The sequence below is a fragment of the Hyphomonas neptunium ATCC 15444 genome, from assembly GCF_000013025.1.
GTDB classification, from domain to species: domain Bacteria; phylum Pseudomonadota; class Alphaproteobacteria; order Caulobacterales; family Hyphomonadaceae; genus Hyphomonas; species Hyphomonas neptunia.
Map to the genome: position 1 here is coordinate 1,964,906 of NC_008358.1, position 17,465 is coordinate 1,982,370.

Sequence of the window (17,465 nt, forward strand, 5' to 3'; positions counted from 1 at the left end):
AGCACTCAGGCCGGCATCAGGTTTGCGCGGCCTCGAAGAGGCGCTTTGCCTCGGCGGCGGCAAGCTTGAGCGGCTCGACGCTGCGCTGGACACGACACTGGATCATGCCGCCTTCGATCAGCATGATCGCCATCGATGCCAGGGCCTTGCTGCGCTCTGCTGAGATACCGTCTCTTTGGGCGGCCGCTTCCAAGATAGCTCCCCATGATTCGAACGCCGCCAGCGCGGCGCGGCGGATGGGCTCGTGCTCGGGCACGGTTTCCAGAAGGGTGGTTGTCAGCGGGCTGCCATCCCGAAAGCCGGACTGCTCCAGCCAGCCGCCCAGCAATTCGAAATAACGGGAGACGAGCTCTCCGGCATTGGGCGCACTGGCGGCGAGTTCGGTCAGCGTGGCGGCAACAGTTTCGCCGGCGCGCGTGATGGCCTTCTCGCCGATCTCGGGCTTGCCGCCGGGGAAGTAGTGATAGAGCGAGCCTTTCGGCGCGCCGCTGACCTCCAGGATTTCGGCCAGGCCGGTGGCTGCATAACCTTGCTGCCGGAAAAGGCGCACGGCGGCGGCCAGAATCGCTTCCCGATGTTTTCCCTGCGCTGCCATTCTGGCCCCCGTGTCGAACAAAATTATATAGACCGGTCTACTTGGATACTGTATCCATCGGATCGTTAAGGGACAATGAGGAAGAGCGATGGAAAGCAGCACCCCGGAAGGCTTTCAGCCCCATTTTCGCAAGAGCGGCCTTACCGACCCATGGGAGCCGCTCTATTCGCGCAACACAGGCGAGGCGATCTATCTTGGCCTCATCGCGACCCCTGCTCACGCCAATTCGCGCGGCCTTGTGCACGGCGCGCTGATGACGGCGCTGGCCGACAATGCGATGGGGCTCAGCTGCGCCTTGAAAGCAAATCCGGCTGGCGGGCTGGTCACCGTCAATCTGGCGATGGATTTTCTTGCCTCCGCACGTATGGGCCAATGGCTGGAAATCCGCCCGATTGTTCTCAAGGCAGGCAGTTCAATGGCATTTGCCTCTGCGACCATCCACGCAGACGATCAGCTGTGCGCCCGCGCGAATGCCACCTTCCGGCTCGCCAGTCCGCGCGCGGCTTAGCTCCCGGACGGGCGCCCTGCGAATTGCCCTAGCGTGAGTGCTTGCCACTCTTCCCGGCCCCCCCTACCCCTTAAGAATGGCAAAAGACGTGACTTCCGGCTACGAGCCGCTGACCTCGATCGAGGCAATCACCGCAGGGCTCGGCACCGCCGGCTATATCTCCACAGCGCAGATCTCGACGGCGGTTTATCTCGCCCATGGGCTGCGCAAGCCGATCCTGATCGAAGGCCCGGCGGGCGTGGGCAAAACCGATCTTGCCGCCTCGCTTGGCCGCTGGCTCGACCTGCCGATCATCCGCCTGCAGTGCTATGAAGGCCTCGATGAAGGCAAGGCGCTGTATGAATGGAAATACGGCAAGCAACTGCTCTACACGCAGATCCTGAAAGAGAAGCTCAACGAGCTGATCGGCGAGGCCGACAATCTCAGCAAGTCACTGGGCAAGCTCGCCGACTTTGAAGACCTGTTCTTCTCGCCACAATTCCTGGAAGCGCGCCCCCTGCTCCACGCCATGCAGCAGGACAGTGGCTCGATCCTGCTGATCGACGAAATCGACAAGTCAGATGAAGCGTTCGAGGCGTTCCTGCTGGAAGTGCTCTCTGATTATCAGGTCTCCGTGCCCGAAATCGGCACCATCCGGGCGAAAGTTCCGCCCATCGTGATCCTGACCTCGAACAATGTCCGCGAGCTGGGCGACGCACTGAAGCGGCGCTGCTTGCACTTGCATATCGGCTTCCCCGATCATGTCCGGGAACAGAAGATTGTGCGGGCACGTGTGGACGGAATTTCGGATACGCTGCTGAACCAGCTTGTGCGGTTTGTTCAGTCCGTTCGCGAGGCCGACATCAAGAAGCGGCCCTCCATCGCCGAGACGGTGGACTGGGCACGCACGCTGCTGCTGCTCCATTCCAGCAGCCTTGATGAACAGTTCGTGCGCGATACGCTCAACGTGCTGCTCAAGCATGAGAGCGACATTGCCGCGATCTCTCCGCAGATCCCCAAGATGGTGCGCGAAGCGATTGGCACGGATTCGGGCGGGCGGACGGCTTCCGGCTACCCGGACATCGGATAAGGCGGCGCGCCGATGGAGCGCCAGATTTCCAATTTCATCCGGGCCCTGAGGTCTGCTGATGTGAAGGTCTCGACCGGCGAAGCTTTGGACGCGGCGCGCACCGTGGCGATGATCGGCTATGGCGACCGGGCGCTGCTGAAGGATTCCCTCGCCTGCGTGCTGGCAAAGTCCGAAGCTGAAAAGGACATGCACGACAAGCTGTTCGAGCTGTACTTCACGGCGAGCAACAAGCGCAGCCAGCAGAACCAGAGTGAAGGGAGCGAAGACGGCGCCGAGGATGGCGGGAGCGAGGGCCAGGACGCGAGCGACGCCGCCGAGCAGATGATCTCGCTCACCCAGCCGGGCAATGAACAGGCGCTCGCCACAGCCGTGGAGCGCGCGGCCGAAGCCGCTGGCCTCAACGACATCCGGTTCTCCACACAGACAGCTTACTACGCGCAGCAGATGGTGCGCGCGATGGGCGGCGAGGCATTGCAGGCGCGCCTGCTCGAAGCGTTGCAGCGCTCAGGCGCGGAGGCGGACGCAGACGCGCAGCGCATGATTGATGCGCGCCGCGCCCTGACCATGGCGGCGCGTGAACGGGCCGAGCGGGCCTTTGAAGTCTTCGGCGCCGGCGAGACCGAGAAATTCCGCGATGATGTGGCCGCCACCAAACGCCTGACGGCGCTGGAAGCCCATGACATGGCGCGGATGAAAGTGCTGATCGCCAAGATCGCCAAACGGCTGGCCGTGAAACATTCGCGGCGGCGCAAGCGTACGTCGCGCGGCATACTCGATGTGCGCCGCACGATGCGGGCGAATGCCGGATATGACGGCGTTCCGTTCAATGTGATCTGGCGGCAGAAGAAAAAAGACCGGCCGAAGATTGTCGCGGTTTGCGACGTATCCGGATCAGTTGCGGCCTATGTGCGGTTTCTGCTGTTGCTGCTTTATTCGTTGAAAGAAGTGATCCCCGACCTTCACGCCTATGCGTTTTCCTACCGGCTTGGAGATGTCAGCGACATTCTCGAGCAGAATGAGTTTGACGGGGCGATGAAGAAGATCCTGCGGGAGTTTGGCCTTGGCTCGACGAGCTATGGCCAGGCCTGGTCGGACTTCAAGACAGACCATGAAACCGTGATTGACCGGCGCACGACGATCCTGGTGCTGGGCGATGGACGGTCAAACTATGGTGATCCGCGGCTCGACCTGTTCAGCGGCTTTGCGGGCCGCGCCAAGCAGACGATCTGGCTGAACCCGGAAGGCCCGGCCCTCTGGGGCACGGGCGACAGCGTGATCCCGCGCTATGCGCCCTATTGCAAACAGATGAGCCATGTGGCGACGATCAAGGATCTTGAGCGCGCCCTGGACGAGATTCTCACAAGCTATTCGTGAACGGAAGGTCTCAGGCGAGGCCCATCTCTTCACGGTAACGGCGGCGCAGAAGATCGATCGGCGCAAGGTCGCGCTTGTCGGTTTCGTAGTGCCAGTAAGTCCAGCCATTGCAGGCGGGGGCCTGCTGGACCTGCGCCCCGAGGCGGTGGATCGAGCCGGTGATGGCGCCTGTGGTGAGCGATCCATCGACGCGGATGCGGGCCTGGTGGCGGCGCTGGGCGGAGAAGAGGCGGTCGCCGGGCTTCAGCCAGCCGGTTTCGATCAGGGCGCCGAACGGCACGCGGGCGAGTGATTTCTTGCTGCGCTCTGTTTCCAGCACTTCGCCTTCCAGCGGCGTGATCGCGTTGATGCGGGCCCGCGAGAGGCGGGCGTAGCCCTCTTCGCGCTCGATGCCGATGAAATCGCGGCCGAGGCGGCGGGCAGCAGCGGCTGTCGTGCCGGTGCCGGAGAACGGATCAAGGACGAGATCGCGCGGATTGGACGTGGCAAGCAGGACGCGGTGAAGCAGGGATTCCGGTTTCTGGGTCGGATGCGCCTTGCGGCCGGCCTCATCTTTCAGACGCTCGCCACCGGTGCAGAGGGGGATCGTCCAGTCAGACCGCATCTGTTTGTCTTCATTGAAGGTTTTTAGCGCGTCATAGTTAAAGGTAACGCGGCTGTCCTTCGACTTGCCCGCCCAGATCAGCGTTTCATGCGCGTTCTGGAAGCGCGTGCCCTTGAAATTCGGCATCGGGTTTGATTTCAGCCAGATCACGTCATTCTGAATCCAGAAGCCCTGATCCTGAAGAACCGTCCCGACACGGAAAATATTGTGATAGGAGCCGATCACCCAGATGGCGCCGTCATCCTTCAGGACACGGCGGCATTCTTCCAGCCATTGATGCGTAAACAGATCATAGTCGTCAAAGCTGGCGAATTTGTCCCATTCGTCGTCAACACCGTCTACCACGGACTGATCCGGGCGCGTCAGCCCGCCGCCGAGCTGAAGGTTATACGGGGGATCGGCAAAGACGAGATCGACGGACTTGTCCGGAATACGGGACAGGACCTCGATGCAATCGCCCTGGATGATCGTGTTACGCTGAATGGTCATGGATCGTTCGCCCTGCGACTCTACTGTGAGTGTTGCAGACGACCCTGAATCGCGCCGGTTACTACTCAGTGAAGGAAACCCTGCCGAAAGGTTACCAGCGGCTTCGGGCATTAACGCCAGAAGGCTTGCCGGCGCCCCGTCTACGGGCTTAGCTCTGCGGCTGGCGCGCGGCGCCTTTCGGAGTGGCGACACATGATGCTGGCACTGGAACTTCTGGGCGGGATTGGCCTGTTCCTGCTGGGCATGTCGATGCTCACCGATGGCTTGAAGCTGGCCGCCGGTGACGGCTTGCGCGCCATCCTGCGCGGCTGGACCCGCACGCCGGCGCGGGGGCTGATTTCCGGCGCGCTGCTGACCGGGCTCGTGCAGTCGTCCAGCGCAGTTACCGTGGCAACAATCGGCTTTGTGAATGCCGGGCTGCTGACATTGCGCCATGCGGTGTGGGTGATCTTCGGGGCGAATGTCGGCACCACGATGACCGCCTGGCTGGTCGCGTTGATCGGTTTGAAGCTGGATATTGGCGCGTTTGCCCTGCCGATTATCGGCTTCGGGGTGATGGCGCAGATGCTGGGAGGCAAGCGGCCAAGGCTGGCAGGATTTGGACAGGCGCTGGCCGGATTTGGCCTCTTTTTCCTCGGTATCAGCGTTCTCAAGGGCGGGTTTGAGACCCTGCTGCCCTGGTTTGAGTCGCTTGATCTGGCAGAGGCAGGCTTCTTCGCCCCGTTTGCGTTTCTTCTCTTCGGGACCGCGCTGGCCGCGCTCGCGCAGTCCTCCAGCGCCGCGATTGCCATCATCCTGACGGCGACCGCAGGCGGCGGGCTTCCGCTGGAACTGGCCGGAGCGGGCATCATTGGCGCCAATATCGGCACGACCAGCACGGCGATATTCGCTTCCGCCGGGGCGACACCTGCGGCCAAGCGTGTGGCGCTGGCCCATATCGTTTTCAACTTCTATTCCGGGATTGCCGCCTTCCTGCTGCTCTATCCCCTCATCAATGCCAGCCACTGGCTGGCCGATCTGATACTGGCCGATACGCAGGATGAACCGCTGACGCTCGCACTGTTCAATACATTGCTCAACGTCTTCGGGGTGATCCTGATCTGGCCGTTTGCCTCACGGATGATCGATTGGCTGCAGGGGCGCTACAAGAGCGAGGACGAAACAATTGGCCGGCCGGCACATCTGGACCCGACACTGGCGGCAGTGCCGGCGCTCGCCTTGCGCGGACTGGTGCTGGAAATTGAGCGGATGATGAACCTTGCCTTTGAGCGCGCCGCCAAACGGCTTGGCGCTGAGGCCGGTCATACAAATGGCAATGGCGACGCGGGCATTCTGGCGCTCGGGCAATCTATCCGTGATTTTATTGCTGATCTGAGCCGTCAGTCCCTCCCGTCAGATGTGGTCAATGCCCTGCCCGACCTTATCCGCTCGATCCACCATGTGGAGGAGGCCGTGACCGAAGGCGCGGCCATCCATGACGGCGCGCAGCCGCCAGCCACCCTGATTACAGGTCCGGCGTGGGACCGGTTGAGAGACGGCGTCCTTGCTACGCTGGTGACCAGCGCCGGCGCGCCCGACGCCTTCAAGACCGAGTTTGACCAGGAAATGGATGAGGTCGATCAGGCCTATCAGGCGATCAAGAAAGACCTTCTGGAAAGCACGGCCGCCGGACACACCAGCGTGGAAGCGATGGAGCTTGCGCTCCTGCGTGCGCGGCGAATGCGGCGGCTGGCCGAAGCCGCCCTCAAGGCCGAACGCCGCCTCTGCCCCTGGGCGCCTGTTGCCTCAGGCCGGGTCGAAAATACGCCGGTGGCCCAAACCTAGAAATTCAGGCTGAGCTGAGCCGACGGCGCGCCGGGCGGGCGGAAAAGATCCGTTCTCAGAGGTTCTCTCGGCAGGTTCAGGTTAAGCCGGGTGGCGGCGCGGATGAAGCGGGCCCGGATAAGGTCTGCGACCGGCCCCTTGCCTGTTCCGCGTTCGAACCATTTGGCATCGTAATCCTGACCGCCGCGCATCTCGCGCAGGGTATTGATAACGCGCGCGGCCCGGTCCGGCGCATGCTGTACCAGCCATTCATGGAAGAGATCCTTGATCTCGAAAGGCAGCCTGAGAACCACATAGCCAACCCCACGTGCGCCATTTTCTGCGGCTGCCTGGATCAGGGCCTCGATCTCATGATCGTTGAGACCGGGAATGATCGGCGCCGTCATCACCATGACTGGAATACCGGCTTCGGAAAGCGCTCTCACCGTTTCCAGCCGACGCTCCGGCGTTGCCGCGCGCGGTTCCATCTTGCGGGCAAGCTTGCGGTCGAGCGTTGTGATCGACACGCCCACACGCGTCAGACCCATCGCGGCCATCGGTGCGAGGATGTCAATGTCGCGCTGGATAAGCGCTGATTTTGTCAGCAGGCTGACGGGGTGGTTATGTGCGGAGAGAATTTCCAGCAGCTGGCGTGTCAGGCGCTGTTCGCGCTCGATCGGCTGATAGGCATCGGTATTCATCCCCAGTGCGATGGGCCGGACGACATAGCCGGGACGCGACAGCTCCCGCACCAGAAGCTCGGTTGCGTTCGTCTTGCGGAACAGCTTGCTTTCAAAGTCGAGCCCAGCCGACAGCCCGGACCAGGCATGCGTCGGCCGCGCGAAACAATAGATGCAGCCATGTTCACACCCCCGGTAAGGGTTCACCGTCCGGTCAAAGGAGATGTCGGGAGATTTGTTGAAGGTGATGATCGTGCGGGCGACCTCATCGAACACCTGCGTGTCGAGGCGCTCTGCCCCGTTCTCGATCGTATCCCAGCCATCATCAAAGGCGGCGCGGGTTTCCCGCTCATACCGCCCGGTCTGGTTCGAGACCGCGCCGCGTCCGCGCTGCTCGAAACGCTCTGCCACGCTCGCCGTATCGAGAAGCGTGACCCGTCCTGATTTCTTCAGTTTCTGTCCCGTGCGCATGTCTGGGAGAAAGACAGAGAAACAAGAACAAAGCAAGAACTTTTGGACTTACTTCCTGTGGGATTTGCGCCGTGACAGGCGCCAGCTGTCCCAATCGGGGGCTGCATCAATGTCGATCAGCGGCGGCAGGAGCCAGACGCGCGCCGTCTCTGGCAAGTGGCTCCACACATCCTCCATCGCATGCGGGCCTGACCAGCGCACACGCCGGAAGGGAGACCGGGTCTGCGGCCCCTTATGCATCCCGAAAAGCCAGAAACCGCCATCCAGCGCCGGGCCAAACACAGCATCATGCTGCGCGAGGCCCCGCACCGCGCGCCGCAGCAAGCCGGGCGTTATGTCGGGCGCGTCAGAGCCGATGAAAAACACCATGCCGGGCGGCGCGTCATTGAGGCCCCGCTCCAGGCGCTCGGTCAGCGTACCTGGCCCCTGAGGGTGAACCGGCAGCCCCCCGAAAACGGCCCGGCCATTGGGTGTGTCCCCCATACGGTCAGGCGTCGTGTAGACCTTTACTTCCAGGCCGCTGGCCCGCGCGGCGCGCAGGGTTGAGGCAAGCGTGAAACTGGCAATCCGCCGCGCTTCAGTTGCTCCCAACCCTTCGGCCAGACGTGTCTTGGAAAGTCCCATCCGGGGCGGTTTGGCAAAAATCAGCAGGGATATTGTACGCATAGGGCCTTTGTTTTGCCGGAATAAAATCCGACACTGTAAGCACGGACACGAAAGCGCAATCCATGTTCAGCCTATTCCGTATCTTTGTTGCCGGGGGTGCTTGCCTGTTGCTCAGCGCCTGTTTCCTTTCGGAAAAGCCGCTGATTGGAGAAGGCGCCCAGATCCACAACGGCCCGCTCGCCTTTTGCCTGGATGCGGGCGAGCCCTGCCACCAGACAACCTTTCAGGAAGACGCCTATCTTGTCCTGCCCCATCCTGAGGATGGAGAGGAGAAGCCGGTCGCTGTCCGGTTTCGTCCGCTCATGAAGGCAGACGCCGACACGATCTGGCTGGGAGAGGCCAACCTGTCCGAAGAGGGGCATGAAGAAGCGTGGGCCTATGTGGTGGCCCGCAAGCTGAAGGACACCGATCTGGGCGTGCGGGAATATGAAGTTGCCGTGCCCGATTGCGGCAGCGCCAGCGATTCCGATCTGATCCGCTACGGCTTGGAAAAAGACGGGGTCTATGCCTGCAGGGTGACCAATATTGACGCCTTTGCCGAATATCTGCGCGAACGCCATGCGGCTGACTTTGCCAGCGATGCCTGGTGGGCAGAGGCGCGCTAGCGGTAAGCTCGCGCGAGGTCTTCCGGCTTTGCTCCCATCAGGAAGCGCGTGAGGAGGACGGCGTTCTTCCAACTGCGCCTGCGCCAGCCATCACGCTCATACTTCGCAGCAGACGTGCGCGCCTCGGCGTCCAGGATCACGAGGCGCTTCTTCCCCAGCGCGCGCACAAGGATCACATCTTCCATCAACGCAACGTCCTGGAACCCGCCCACTTCCTGATAAAGCTGGCGGGAGATCAGCAACCCCTGATCGCCATAGGGCAGCCCCATCCAGCGGGCGCGCCGGTTGGCCCGCGCTTCCAGCCAGCGGGCCGCGCGCGCGTCTGAGCGGTATTTGAGCGTGAAGGCCGCCGCGATGCCGGGCCTTGTGCCCATGTGCGATGCCGCGCGCTCGGGCCAGTCGCGGGAGAGAACCGTATCTGCATGCAGAAAGAGCAGCCATTCGCCCCGCGCGGCCGCGGCGCCCGCGATGAGTTGTTTCGCACGGCCCGGCGCGCTTTCGATAGGGGTGGCACCAGCAGAGCCTGCAATCTGCGCCGTCGCATCGGTTGATCCGCCGTCAACGACGATCACCTCCCGGATCAGACCTGCCTCGAGACCCGCCATCAGGCTTTCCAAGCAGAGTGGCAGGTCCGCAGCAGCGTTCAAAGCCGGAATGATAATGGAGAGCGGCGCGGGCATGGGGTTTCCGGTCAGTTAAACGGGCGCGTGGAACGCTTATGCGGGTCAGGCGTTCATTCAGCAGATTAGTCAAGGAGACACCGCTATGACCACGATTTATGAGAGACTGAAGTCTGATCATGACAAGCATCGCGACCTGCTTGCGAAGTTGGCCGACACGCAGGGCGATTCGCCTGAGCGCCGCGAGTTGTGGAAGACTTTTTATTATGATGTCGGCGCGCACGCTGCCGCTGAAGAAGAGTCGTTTTACAGCCCGTTGATGGCGAAATCTGATGGTCAGCCCGAGGGCCGCCACTCGGTTGCCGAGCATAAAGAGCTCGACGACATCCTCCAGGAACTCAACGAAATGGATATGGGCTCATCGGGCTGGCTGACACGTTTCAAAACGCTGAAAGACCGCTACGAGCACCATATCGAAGAGGAAGAGGAAGACATCTTCCCTGTCGCCAAAGAAGTGATCGGCCCTGACAAGAGCGGTGAAATCGAAGCGGAGTTCTCCGAACGCAAGAAGGAAGAACGCAAGCTCGTCGATGACAAGGCCGAAGAGGCGCTGGAGGAATAACTACTCCAGTTCGCCCAGCCGTTTTTCAATCAGGAGAAGGTCGCGCCATGCGCGGCTTTTATCCTGTGGGCGGCGCAGCAGATAGGCCGGATGCAGCATGGGAATCAGGGGAACGCGATAACCGCCCGGCGTCGTGTAACAGTATTCATTCCCGCGCAGCTTCATGATTCCCTCGCGGCTGCCGAGCAGCGAAACCGCCGGAATGCCCCCGGCCGCAACGATCAGCCTGGGCCTGGAAACCTCGATAAACCGGTCGACGAAGGGCCGGCATACGGCCAGTTCATCGGCCTCGGGGCTCCGGTTGCCCGGCGGGCGCCAGTAATTGACGTTGGTAATCAGGGCATTTTCCGCGCGGTTGCGGCCAATGGCGGCGAGCATCTTGTCGAGCAGCTGACCTGCCTTGCCGACAAAAGGCTTGCCCTGCCGGTCTTCCTGCGCGCCCGGCCCCTCCCCGATCACCAGTAGGCTGGCGCCGGGCGTTCCGTCGTAAACAACCGTATTCTCGCAGCTTGCCCTGAGAGGGCTGCCACTGAACTGGCCGGCTGCTGCCGTGAGTTCATCAAGGTTTGCGCAGCCCGCTGCAATTGTTTCTGCCTCCCGGACCCAATCGGCTACCGTGCGGGCGCCGCGCTTGCGCAGGGGGGCAGGCTCCAGCGCCTGCGCCTGTTCCGGTGCATCCGGAAGGGCGGGCGCTGCGGCCAGCAAAGCCTCCACCAGAGGCGCGTCCACAGCCACGCCCATAGCCTCCCACCAGTCGGTGAGGGCAGAAATTGGCGCTCTTGACGCAGGGGGTGACATTGCGGACAGGCTGGACCTTCGGGAAACAGGCTGTAAGTGCTAACCCGGATACAGATATAAGGCGCAAAGCGCAAACAAGGAGCAGCTTATGGCGGAGACCCCTGAGCGTGAGTCGATGGAGTTCGACCTGGTTATCGTTGGTGGCGGCCCCGCAGGGCTGTCTGCCGCGATCCGGTTCAAACAGCTCGCGAACGAAGCCGGTGAAGACCTTTCTGTGGTCGTCATCGAAAAAGGCGGCGAGATCGGCGCGCACATCCTATCGGGCGTGGTCATGGACCCGGTCGGCCTCGATCAGCTGATTCCCGACTGGCGGACCCGCGACGACCGGCCGCTGAAAACCGAAGTGGATGATGACAAGTTCATCTTCCTAGGCCCCAGCGGCGCAGCCGACATCTCCTGGCTGCCGATGCCCCCCTTCATGAAGAACCACGGCAACTTCACGGGCTCGCTGGCCAACGTCACCCGCTGGCTCGGCGCAGAAGCGGAAAAGCTCGGCGTGGAAGTCTTCCCCGGCTTTGCCGCTTCCGAACTCGTCTATGACGACAAGGGCGCCGTCAAAGGCATCGTCGCCGGCGTCATGGGCATCGGCGCCGATGGCCAGCCCAAGGACGACTACCAGCCCGGCATGGAACTGCTTGGCAAATATGTCCTCTTCGCCGAAGGCGCCCGCGGTTCGCTGACCAAGCAGCTGATCAACAAGTTCAATCTCGATGAAGGCCGCGATCCGCAGAAATACGGCATCGGCCTCAAAGAGGTGTGGTCTGTTCCGGAAGAGAACTTCAAGGAAGGCTATGTCCAGCACACGATGGGCTGGCCGCTCGACAACAAGACCGGCGGCGGCAGCTTCCTCTATCACTTCCGTGATAATGGCGAGCCGTTCATCACGGTCGGCTTCGTGGTCCACCTGAACTACGCCAACCCCTACATCTCGCCTTATGACGAGTTCCAGCGGTTCAAGCATCATGATGCCGTCTCGCCCTTCCTGAAGGGCGGCAAGCGCGTGGCTTACGGCGCGCGCGCGATCACCGAGGGTGGCTTCCAGTCGGTCCCCAAGCTCGCCTTCCCCGGCGGCGCGCTGATCGGCTGCGGCGCCGGTTTCGTCAACGTGCCGCGCATCAAGGGCAGCCACAACGCGATCCTCACCGGCATGATGGGCGCAGAAGCCGCCTTTGAAGCCATCCGCGAAGGCCGCTCGGGCGACACGCTGGACCATTACGAAGAGGCCTATGCGGGCTCCTCGGTCTACAAGGAACTCAAGACCGTGCGGAACGTGAAGCCGCTCTGGTCGAAACTCGGCACCGCGCTCGGCATTCCGATGGGCGGCCTGGACATGTGGACGAACACCCTCTTCGGCTTCTCCTTCTTCGGCACGCTCAGCCACGGCAAGACCGATGCCGCTTCGCTGAAACCGGCGAAGAACTTCAAGCCGATCGAGTATCCGCGTCCGGACGGCGTGCTCAGCTTCGACAAGCTGACCAACGTGTCCTTCACCAACACCTATCACGAGGAAGACCAGCCGGTTCACCTCAAGGTGAAGGATCTGGCTTTGCAGAAATCGTCCGAATACGACGTGTATGCCGGCCCTTCGGCGCGGTATTGCCCGGCGGGCGTGTATGAGTGGGTCAAAGATGAAGGCGGCGCGATGCGCTTCCAGATCAACTCGCAGAACTGCATCCACTGCAAGACCTGTGACATCAAGGACCCCAACCTAAACATCAACTGGACGGTTCCGGAAGGCGGCGGCGGGCCCGCCTATTCCAATACCTGATCCTTGACGGCTGACTGACGCCGCCCGCTTTGCGGGCGGCGTTTTCACCTTCACGTCATTCGAGCTGCGGCCGCCTTGCTCTTGCCTCAAGGGACTGCTTGACTGGGCTTTCCCTGATTAGGAGTGAGCGAATCTCCATGCGCCACAACTCCAACGCCGTCGCCGGCGTTCTTGCCTGTTTGCTGGCGTTTTCCGCCACTGCCTGTTCCAGCGTTCCCCATTTTGCGGCGCCGCCTCAATCGGGCGTGGAACCAGCAGCCGACACCGCCATCATCCCGGCATCTGTACAACTGTCAGACAATGCGCAGGTCACCGCCCTCCCCGATGAGAGCGGCGAAGCCGCCACATATCCGGCAGCCGAAGACGCGATCCGTGCAGGCGATACGGCAGGCCTTCTCACGGTTCTGGCGGCAATGCCTCAGGACGAGCGGCAAACCGACAACTTTGCGAACGCCTACCTGGCGCTCGACCGGGCTGCTGCCAGCGATTTTGCCGGCGCCCGCACGTATCTCGGCATTACGGGTGATCCGGAAACCGAAGCAGACCTGCCCGGATTTTATCTCTGGCTGGACGCCTGGTTCATCGCGCTGGAAGGCGACGCGGCGGGCGCGATCGAACGTCATCGCGATGTTGCGGGCAGCATGCCGGGCATTACCGCCGATCTTTCGCTTGCCGCCATGCTCGAGGCCGCCGGCCGCACGGACGAGGCGCTCGCCGTTTATGAGGCCCTGACGCCGACAACGATTGAGGCGCCCGAACATGAATTCGATCCGCGCAGCATCGTTTTCCAGCATGTGAGTTCGGTCATCGTCCGGCACGCACTGCTGCTGCAACGGCTCGGGCGGATTGATGAGGCGAAGGCAGCCTATGAACAGCTCGCCACCGCAGAGCCCGAACAGGCCACCAGCTACGCCGCCGCGATAGAAAGCCTGGAGACCGGCAAGAACCTCGACAATCAGCCGCTGACCTTCGTAACAGGCTTTTCACAATCCCTCTCCGATGTGGCGACCGCGCTTCAGCAGCAGCGCTACATCACGGCAGCCATCTCTGGCCGGGACCTCGTTGGCCTGGATGTCGAGCGCGCCGGATTCGATCTGATGACACTGGTGATCGACCCCGCCAATGAAGCCGTTCGCAGCGGGGTTATTGATGCGCTGTATGAAGAAGCCCTGTTCGATGGCGCCGCGCATGTCGCGCTCGTTGCGCCGGAAATGACACCTGCCCTGCAGATTTCAGCCGCTCAGGCGCTGATCATGGCAGACCGGGAAACGGAAGCCCGCGAGGCGATCTCGCAGGCCCTCGCCCTCTCGGATGATGATGAAAAACTTCAGACGCTGTATGGCGCGCTGCAATTGAGCACACTTCTGAATGACCGCGACAAGGCCATGTCACTGCTGCCCGAACTGATGCAGCTTGCAGGCAATCCGGCCGAGCTGGCGGCTGCCAACGGCCTTGCGAGTTCTATCTACAGCCATTTCGGTGAGACCGGTCAGGCCCTCGGTCATGCTGAAGAAGCCCGCCGCCTGGACGATACGCACGAGCGCCGCATGACGCTGGCCGATCTTCTCGGTCGCGAAGGCCGGGTGAATGAAGCCCTGGTCATCCTGCGCAGCGAGCGCCTGGCGCGGCCGAACGATCCTTACACGTTGAACTCGCTTGGCTATTTCCTCGTTACGCGGACAGACCGCGCCGATGAGGGTTACCGTGTCCTGGCCCGCGCAATGCTGCTGGCCGAAAGCGACCCCTACATTTCCGATTCCTTTGGCTGGGCCCTTTTCCAGTTCGGTGATCTGGAGCGGGCGCAACGCCTCATCGAAGGTTCACGCGAAGATCTGATGCCCCATCGCCATTGGGAGATCGAAGATCACCTGGGCGATATTTACTGGCATCAGGGAAAAAAGGACGAGGCGCGGGAAGCCTGGCAGATCGCTCTCGACAACCATCCGCCCAAGATCGAAGGCGACACGATCCGCCAAAAGCTGGCCGATGGCCTCACCACGCCGATGCCGGAAAAGAAGCCTTTGCCAGAAATCCGCATCGATGATGGCGAGATCAACCGCCGCGACATCTGACACCGGCCCCTTTTGCCCGCCACCGGCACGCCTTAGTATAGCCGGAATGGCGTGCGACCTCCCACGCTCGTAGAGTAGACTGTGGCCTCTGGCCCGTGATTCGCCGCAAGGTTTGCAGATGACAGACGCCCCACCGACATTCCAACCCTCCCGGAAGCCCGATCCGTATCGGGAACCAGGCAAGTACGACAATCTGTGGAAATGGCTGCGCCGCCTCGTCGTGCTCGGCCTTGTGCTGGGCGTCATCGGCATCATCGCGGTATGGGTCTACTTCGCCGCGCTTGGCCGAGACGTGCCCTCGATTGCGAAATTGAAACAGTATGAACCCCCGATCACCTCGCGCGTACACGGCGGTGATGGCGCACTGATTGCCGAATTCGCCAGCCAGCACCGGGTGTTCGTGCCCTACGAATCCATTCCGTCCCATGTGATCGAGGCGTTCGTCGCCGCCGAGGACAAAAACTTCTTCACCCATGACGGGCTCGACTATGTCGGCATCACCCGCGGCGCCGTGAATACGGCCAAGAACAAGGTGACCGGTTCAGGCGGCATGCAGGGCGGCTCCACGATCACCCAGCAGGTTGCCAAGAACATGCTGCTGACGCGCGACCAGAATATCGAGCGCAAGGCAAAAGAAGCCATCGTTGCCCAGCGCATGGAAAAAGAGTTCACCAAGGAGCAGATCCTCGAACTTTATCTCAACGAAATCTATCTGGGCGGCCAGTCCTACGGCGTCGCTTCGGCCGCGTTGAACTATTTCAACAAATCCCTGCCGGAGCTGGACCTGTCGGAAGCGGCGATCCTTGCCTCGCTGGCCAAGGCGCCGTCTGCCGTAAACCCCTATACCAACCCCGACCGCCTGCTCGCCCGCCGCAACTACGTGCTCGGCCGCATGGTCGAGGATGGCTACATCACGAAGGAAGAGTCCGCCGAGGCGCAAGATCGCCCGCTAACCACCACCCGCCGCCTGCGCGGGCCCGAATATGCCGCTGCCACCTATTTCGTGCAGGAACTGCGCCGTGAACTGATCGGCACCTATGGCGAGGACACCCTCGAACAGGGCGGCCTCTCCATCCGCACAACCATCGACACGCGCCTCCAGCTGGCTGCGCAGCAAGCACTCCAGGACGGACTTGTGGCCTATGACCGCCGCCATGGCTGGCGCGGGCCGCTGACGACGCTGCCGATGGATGAAAATTCTGCGGCCGCGCTCAAGGACGTCGAGCTGCCCGGCGGCTTCGGCACCTGGGAGGCCGCGCTCGTGTCCTCCGTTTCGGCCAACAGCGCCGAACTGCTGCTGACCGACGGCACGACGATCCGCCTGCCAGCCGAAGAAGTGAAATGGGCCGCCACCTACAAACCCGAAGAGGGCGCGGCCGGCCTCCAGAAGGGCCACGTCATCCTCGCCGAGTTCAAGCGTGAACCCTCCAAGGACGGCGCCAAGGCAACACCAGATGCCACCGCCGCAACCGAAGGCGCCGAAGACGAGGCCGCAGAAGGCCCGCTCGAACCGGTCATGGTGCCGGTGGGCAACGCCACCCTGCGCCAGATCCCGGAAGTTGACGGCTCCCTCATCGCGCTGGACCCGCATACCGGCCGTATTCTCGCGATGCAGGGCGGCTACTCATTCTTCAAGTCGAGCTTCAACCGGGTGACCCAGGCCAAGCGCCAGCCCGGCTCCAGCTTCAAGCCGTTTGTCTATGCTGCCGCGCTGGAAAAAGGCTACACGCCCGCCAGCCGCCTGCTGGACGCGCCGTTTGTATCCTTCGACGTGTCGACCCAGAAATACTGGACCCCGAAAAACTACACGGCCGGCCAGTCTTCCGGCATGGTCACCATGCGCGTCGCGCTGGAGAAATCGCTCAACATGGTCACCGCCAGGGTGGCTCAGGATATTGGCATGGAGGCGGTCTCTGACCTCTCGGAGCGCCTCGGCGTCTATGAAAAACTTCCGCCTTACGCCGCCATGTCGCTGGGCGCCGGCGATACGACGATGCTCGACCTGACGCGAGGCTATGCTGCCTTCGTCAATGGCGGCCGCCTCGTCACGCCCACCCTGCTCGACCGCGTGCAGGACCGTTATGGCCGCACCCTCTACAAACATGACACACGCGCCTGCGAAGGCTGTGACGCCGACGAATGGAACGGCGGAGAACCGCCCATCCTGCCCGACACCCGCGAACAGGTACTCGACCCGATCGTCGCCTATCAGGTCACCCACATGCTTGAGGGCGTTGTGGAGCGCGGCACGGCCCGCCGTGCCCTGCGCGTCGGCAAGCCGCTCGCCGGCAAAACCGGCACAACGGACGACTATCGCGACGCAGTCTTTGTCGGCTTCTCGCCAGACATGGTGGTCGGTATCCGCATCGGCTTCGATGACAACCGCTCGCTGGGCGAAGGCGAAGCCGGTGGCTCCGTCGCTGCGCCGATCTTCACCGACTTCATGGAAAAAGCTCTGGAAAAGGAACCGCCCACGCCGTTCCGCATTCCGCCGGGCGTCCGCCTCGTGAAGATCGATGCCCGGACCGGCGCGCTCGCCACGCCGGGCACATCCATCGTCATTGATGAAGCCTTCCGCCCTGGCACAGAGCCAGGTCTGACCGCCTTCAACAGCACCGAGGACTGCCTCTCGATCTCGGGTTCCTGTGGCCCGTCGAGCGATCCCTCCTCGCCCGTTGAGGAAGATACGGCCGACGCGGATCTCGGCGACGTCTTCTAGCG

General features: G+C 62.3%; 15 protein-coding genes. 9 read left to right on the forward strand and 6 right to left on the reverse strand.

Going from position 1 to position 17,465, the window contains the following annotated elements; genetic code table 11:
* Positions 1–16: 16 nt before the first annotated feature.
* Positions 17–595: a TetR/AcrR family transcriptional regulator gene (locus HNE_RS09385; protein ID WP_011646898.1), complete on the reverse strand. Its 579-nt coding sequence runs from the start codon at positions 593–595 to the stop codon at positions 17–19.
* Between the two features lie 88 nt (positions 596–683).
* Between HNE_RS09385 and HNE_RS09390 the strand changes: the two genes are divergently transcribed.
* The 3 genes from HNE_RS09390 (at position 684) to HNE_RS09400 (ending at position 3,546) form a co-directional block, all read left to right on the forward strand.
* A complete protein-coding gene (locus tag HNE_RS09390) occupies positions 684–1,103 on the forward strand; it encodes a PaaI family thioesterase (RefSeq protein ID WP_011646899.1) in 420 nt (139 codons plus the stop codon).
* 76 nt (positions 1,104–1,179) lie between these two features.
* A complete protein-coding gene (locus HNE_RS09395) occupies positions 1,180–2,172 on the forward strand; it encodes an AAA family ATPase (protein WP_011646900.1) in 993 nt (330 codons plus the stop codon).
* A gap of 12 nt (positions 2,173–2,184) precedes the next feature.
* Positions 2,185–3,546: a vWA domain-containing protein gene (locus HNE_RS09400; RefSeq protein ID WP_011646901.1), complete on the forward strand. Its 1,362-nt coding sequence runs from the start codon at positions 2,185–2,187 to the stop codon at positions 3,544–3,546.
* A 10-nt stretch (positions 3,547–3,556) separates the two neighbouring features.
* On the opposite strand, the gene HNE_RS09405 is transcribed toward HNE_RS09400, so the two are convergent.
* Entirely contained in the window at positions 3,557–4,639 is a 1,083-nt protein-coding gene (locus HNE_RS09405) for a site-specific DNA-methyltransferase (RefSeq protein WP_011646902.1), read from the reverse strand.
* Between the two features lie 192 nt (positions 4,640–4,831).
* Here HNE_RS09405 and HNE_RS09410 point away from each other — a divergent pair, with 192 nt between their 5' ends.
* Positions 4,832–6,463 carry a Na/Pi cotransporter family protein gene (locus HNE_RS09410; protein ID WP_011646903.1) on the forward strand — a complete coding sequence of 544 codons (1,632 nt, stop codon included), beginning with the start codon at positions 4,832–4,834 and terminating at the stop codon, positions 6,461–6,463.
* On the opposite strand, the gene HNE_RS09415 is transcribed toward HNE_RS09410, so the two are convergent.
* Both HNE_RS09415 and HNE_RS09420 read right to left on the reverse strand, forming a co-directional pair.
* Positions 6,460–7,593 carry a PA0069 family radical SAM protein gene (locus tag HNE_RS09415; protein WP_049755239.1) on the reverse strand — a complete coding sequence of 378 codons (1,134 nt, stop codon included), beginning with the start codon at positions 7,591–7,593 and terminating at the stop codon, positions 6,460–6,462. The two genes, HNE_RS09410 and HNE_RS09415, sit on opposite strands and share 4 nt — an antisense overlap.
* A gap of 48 nt (positions 7,594–7,641) precedes the next feature.
* Positions 7,642–8,259, reverse strand: a complete 618-nt coding sequence (locus tag HNE_RS09420; protein ID WP_011646905.1) for a TIGR04282 family arsenosugar biosynthesis glycosyltransferase — start codon at positions 8,257–8,259, stop codon at positions 7,642–7,644.
* Between the two features lie 62 nt (positions 8,260–8,321).
* On the opposite strand from HNE_RS09420, the gene HNE_RS09425 reads away from it, so the two are divergent.
* Positions 8,322–8,864: a hypothetical protein gene (locus HNE_RS09425; RefSeq protein ID WP_035591160.1), complete on the forward strand. Its 543-nt coding sequence runs from the start codon at positions 8,322–8,324 to the stop codon at positions 8,862–8,864.
* On the opposite strand, the gene HNE_RS09430 is transcribed toward HNE_RS09425, so the two are convergent.
* On the reverse strand, positions 8,861–9,544 hold the full coding sequence (locus tag HNE_RS09430; RefSeq protein WP_011646907.1) for a TIGR04283 family arsenosugar biosynthesis glycosyltransferase: 684 nt from the start codon (positions 9,542–9,544) through the stop codon (positions 8,861–8,863). The genes HNE_RS09425 and HNE_RS09430 overlap by 4 nt on opposite strands.
* A gap of 85 nt (positions 9,545–9,629) precedes the next feature.
* On the opposite strand from HNE_RS09430, the gene HNE_RS09435 reads away from it, so the two are divergent.
* Positions 9,630–10,106 carry a hemerythrin domain-containing protein gene (locus HNE_RS09435; protein WP_011646908.1) on the forward strand — a complete coding sequence of 159 codons (477 nt, stop codon included), beginning with the start codon at positions 9,630–9,632 and terminating at the stop codon, positions 10,104–10,106.
* Here HNE_RS09435 and HNE_RS09440 read toward each other — a convergent pair whose 3' ends face one another.
* The gene (locus HNE_RS09440; RefSeq protein ID WP_035591158.1) at positions 10,107–10,904 is read right to left on the reverse strand and encodes a uracil-DNA glycosylase; all 798 of its coding nucleotides are present in this window, start codon (positions 10,902–10,904) and stop codon (positions 10,107–10,109) included.
* An 88-nt stretch (positions 10,905–10,992) separates the two neighbouring features.
* On the opposite strand from HNE_RS09440, the gene HNE_RS09445 reads away from it, so the two are divergent.
* The 3 genes from HNE_RS09445 (at position 10,993) to HNE_RS09455 (ending at position 17,463) form a co-directional block, all read left to right on the forward strand.
* Positions 10,993–12,672 (forward strand): electron transfer flavoprotein-ubiquinone oxidoreductase, encoded by a 1,680-nt coding sequence (locus tag HNE_RS09445; protein WP_011646910.1) that lies wholly within the window; start codon positions 10,993–10,995, stop codon positions 12,670–12,672.
* A gap of 137 nt (positions 12,673–12,809) precedes the next feature.
* Positions 12,810–14,744 (forward strand): tetratricopeptide repeat protein, encoded by a 1,935-nt coding sequence (locus HNE_RS09450; protein ID WP_011646911.1) that lies wholly within the window; start codon positions 12,810–12,812, stop codon positions 14,742–14,744.
* A gap of 118 nt (positions 14,745–14,862) precedes the next feature.
* Positions 14,863–17,463, forward strand: a complete 2,601-nt coding sequence (locus HNE_RS09455; protein WP_148205856.1) for a penicillin-binding protein 1A — start codon at positions 14,863–14,865, stop codon at positions 17,461–17,463.
* Positions 17,464–17,465: the final 2 nt, after the last annotated feature.

What these genes read in the sequence shown, in the direction of transcription:
- HNE_RS09385 (WP_011646898.1), bottom strand. Translation starts at nt 595, where the DNA reads ATGGCAGCGCAGGGAAAACATCGGGAAGCGATTCTGGCCGCCGCCGTG.
- HNE_RS09390 (WP_011646899.1), top strand. Translation starts at nt 684, where the DNA reads ATGGAAAGCAGCACCCCGGAAGGCTTTCAGCCCCATTTTCGCAAGAGC.
- HNE_RS09395 (WP_011646900.1), top strand. Translation starts at nt 1,180, where the DNA reads ATGGCAAAAGACGTGACTTCCGGCTACGAGCCGCTGACCTCGATCGAG.
- HNE_RS09400 (WP_011646901.1), top strand. Translation starts at nt 2,185, where the DNA reads ATGGAGCGCCAGATTTCCAATTTCATCCGGGCCCTGAGGTCTGCTGAT.
- HNE_RS09405 (WP_011646902.1), bottom strand. Translation starts at nt 4,639, where the DNA reads ATGACCATTCAGCGTAACACGATCATCCAGGGCGATTGCATCGAGGTC.
- HNE_RS09410 (WP_011646903.1), top strand. Translation starts at nt 4,832, where the DNA reads ATGATGCTGGCACTGGAACTTCTGGGCGGGATTGGCCTGTTCCTGCTG.
- HNE_RS09415 (WP_049755239.1), bottom strand. Translation starts at nt 7,593, where the DNA reads ATGCGCACGGGACAGAAACTGAAGAAATCAGGACGGGTCACGCTTCTC.
- HNE_RS09420 (WP_011646905.1), bottom strand. Translation starts at nt 8,259, where the DNA reads ATGCGTACAATATCCCTGCTGATTTTTGCCAAACCGCCCCGGATGGGA.
- HNE_RS09425 (WP_035591160.1), top strand. Translation starts at nt 8,322, where the DNA reads ATGTTCAGCCTATTCCGTATCTTTGTTGCCGGGGGTGCTTGCCTGTTG.
- HNE_RS09430 (WP_011646907.1), bottom strand. Translation starts at nt 9,544, where the DNA reads ATGCCCGCGCCGCTCTCCATTATCATTCCGGCTTTGAACGCTGCTGCG.
- HNE_RS09435 (WP_011646908.1), top strand. Translation starts at nt 9,630, where the DNA reads ATGACCACGATTTATGAGAGACTGAAGTCTGATCATGACAAGCATCGC.
- HNE_RS09440 (WP_035591158.1), bottom strand. Translation starts at nt 10,904, where the DNA reads ATGTCACCCCCTGCGTCAAGAGCGCCAATTTCTGCCCTCACCGACTGG.
- HNE_RS09445 (WP_011646910.1), top strand. Translation starts at nt 10,993, where the DNA reads ATGGCGGAGACCCCTGAGCGTGAGTCGATGGAGTTCGACCTGGTTATC.
- HNE_RS09450 (WP_011646911.1), top strand. Translation starts at nt 12,810, where the DNA reads ATGCGCCACAACTCCAACGCCGTCGCCGGCGTTCTTGCCTGTTTGCTG.
- HNE_RS09455 (WP_148205856.1), top strand. Translation starts at nt 14,863, where the DNA reads ATGACAGACGCCCCACCGACATTCCAACCCTCCCGGAAGCCCGATCCG.